Here is a 2,217-nt window from a genome sequence, read left to right as displayed (position 1 = left end):
TGTTTTCGCTCGCTGACCCACCGGACCGGGTGTGCGCGATGCTGTCCCGCGTTGCCAGTGCGCTTCCACAGGTGCGGGAGGGCAGCGCGGTTACATCGGTGCCCATCGGTAGCGCCTCCGACAACACGGCGCGCTGTTGCCAATATCGCACCACAATCGGTCTGAACTCTCCCGCCGACGACAGTGCGGTGCAAGCCACCTTCTTGCGGTGGATTTGGTATGCGTCGCGGCGGGAGGGGCTTCACCTCGACGGCGCCGATGACAACATCTCGACGACCGAACGCGTGGAGAAAGCCTTACATACGGTGGTGGCGCCGGCATTGCGCCTGACCCCAACCGACGAACAGTCTCTGGTTCCCTACGCGAAAGTGGTCCGCTATGGTGCCGGCGAGATTGTTCAGCGCGCTGGCGAAGTGCCTGCCGGTATGGCGTTTTTGATGCAGGGCAGTGTTCGGCTGTCCGTGACCGGTCAAGACGGGTCCACCACCGAGGTAGGGACCTTGGACGAGGGCTCCTTCGTCGGCCTGACAGCGTTGACGCGGCAGCCGAACCTCTCCGATGCCTACGCCTTGGACGAGGTGACCGCGCTCGAGATCGATCGCGACCATCTCGAACGTCTGGTGATGGACAAGCCGTTACTCCTGCAGGAGTTCGGCCGCATTCTCGACGAGCGGCGAAGCCAAGTATCGCGGTTGGGAGGCCGTGAGCGGTCGAACATCCCGGGATCGTAGGCCGCCCATGTCGACATGTGGCCGCTGAATTCGGCCAGCACAATCAACGCGGCGGCTTTGTCGCATGCTCGCATGGCGTTGAGCGGTCGCCCCGCAGAAGGCGACGTGTTCGCCGGATACCTCCCTGAAGGGCCGAGCTTCGCCTTCCAGGAACCGCCGCCGGCAGTGGCGGCTCCGCTGAACGTCGAGGGCATTCGCCGCCACCAGATCGCGCCGGCCGCGGGCCGCGCCACGGGCTCGCGCAGTGGTCGCCGCGGCCAATGCGCTGGGCACCGCCGCCGGCTGACACGGCTATTTTTCGGGTTTGTGATCACGGGTCGGCATCGCGATCTGGGTCGACGTCTGCAGGACCAAGACCTGGCCGAACATCGTTGCCGACACCCGCGCGGCGATGCTTAAGCAATCTCGCCCGCCATTTGGAGCCCCGCCCGGCTCGGGGTGTCGCCGCCCACCATTGGCGGACCGATACGCTGGGGTAATGAGTCTGCACGCTCCGTCGCGCCACGACTTGCGTCAAGAAGTCCATGACGCCGCGCGCCGGGCCCGTGTCGCCGCGCGCGCCCTGGCCTCGCTGCCCACCGCGGTGAAGAACCAAGCGCTGCACGCAGCCGCCGACGCGATCATCGCCCACGTCGACAAGATCCTGGCCGCCAACGCCGAAGACCTCAATGCCGCCCGCGACGCAAACACCCCGACGGCGATGCTCGACCGGCTGGCCCTCAACCCGCAACGCGTTGACGGGATCGCCGCCGGCCTGCGTCAGGTGGCCGGTCTGCCCGATCCGGTCGGTGAAGTGCTGCGCGGCTACACGTTGCCCAACGGGCTGCACTTGCGCCAGCAGCGGGTCCCGCTCGGCGTGGTCGGCATGGTCTACGAGGGCCGTCCCAATGTGACCGTCGACGCGTTCGGGCTGGCGCTGAAGTCAGGCAACGCGGCGCTGCTGCGCGGCAGCTCCTCGGCGGACCGGTCCAACGCGGCGTTGGTGGAGGTGCTGCGCGACGCACTGGTCAAAGAAGACCTGCCCATCGACGCGGTGCAGTTGCTGGACAGCTCGGACCGCGCGACCGTCACCCACCTCATCCAGGCACGCGGGCTGGTCGACGTGGTGATCCCGCGCGGGGGAGCGGGCCTCATCGACGCGGTGGTGCGCGACGCCCAGGTGCCGACCATCGAAACCGGCGTCGGCAACTGCCACGTGTATGTGCACGAAGCCGCCGACCTCAACGTCGCCGAACGGGTGTTGCTGAACTCCAAGACCCGCCGGCCCAGCGTGTGCAACGCCGCCGAAACGTTGCTGGTCGACGTGGCGATCGCCGATCGCGCGATGCCGCGGCTGGTGGGCGCGTTGCAGGACGCCGGGGTGACCGTGCACCTCGACCCGGACGAGGCTGACCTGCGTCGGGAGTTTTTGTCGATGGACATTGCGGTGGCGGTGGTCGACGGTGTCGACGCTGCGATCGCCCACATCAACGAATACGGCACCGGA

Annotated in this window: 3 protein-coding genes; all 3 read left to right on the top strand. The window is 67.4% G+C overall.

Translation table 11 applies throughout. The annotated features are described in order from the left end of the window. A partial coding sequence (locus VFA16_RS11375; protein WP_324967907.1) for a cyclic nucleotide-binding domain-containing protein occupies nt 1-731 on the top strand: 731 nt, incomplete at its 5' end. Nucleotides 732-803: 72 nt separating this feature from the next. Then, complete coding sequence (locus VFA16_RS11370; protein WP_324967906.1) at nt 804-1,130, top strand: hypothetical protein; 327 nt, start codon at nt 804-806, stop codon at nt 1,128-1,130. Nucleotides 1,131-1,209: 79 nt separating this feature from the next. After that, nucleotides 1,210-2,217: glutamate-5-semialdehyde dehydrogenase (locus VFA16_RS11365; protein WP_324967905.1), on the top strand; the 1,008-nt coding region annotated here is incomplete at its 3' end.

Source organism: Mycobacterium sp., from assembly GCF_035653355.1.
In the GTDB taxonomy this organism is placed as follows: Bacteria; Actinomycetota; Actinomycetes; order Mycobacteriales; family Mycobacteriaceae; genus Mycobacterium.
This window is presented reverse-complemented; position numbering and strand designations above follow the sequence as displayed.

Coding starts and splice junctions, on each gene's coding strand:
- VFA16_RS11370 (WP_324967906.1), top strand. CDS start 804: ATGGCGTTGAGCGGTCGCCCCGCAGAAGGCGACGTGTTCGCCGGATAC.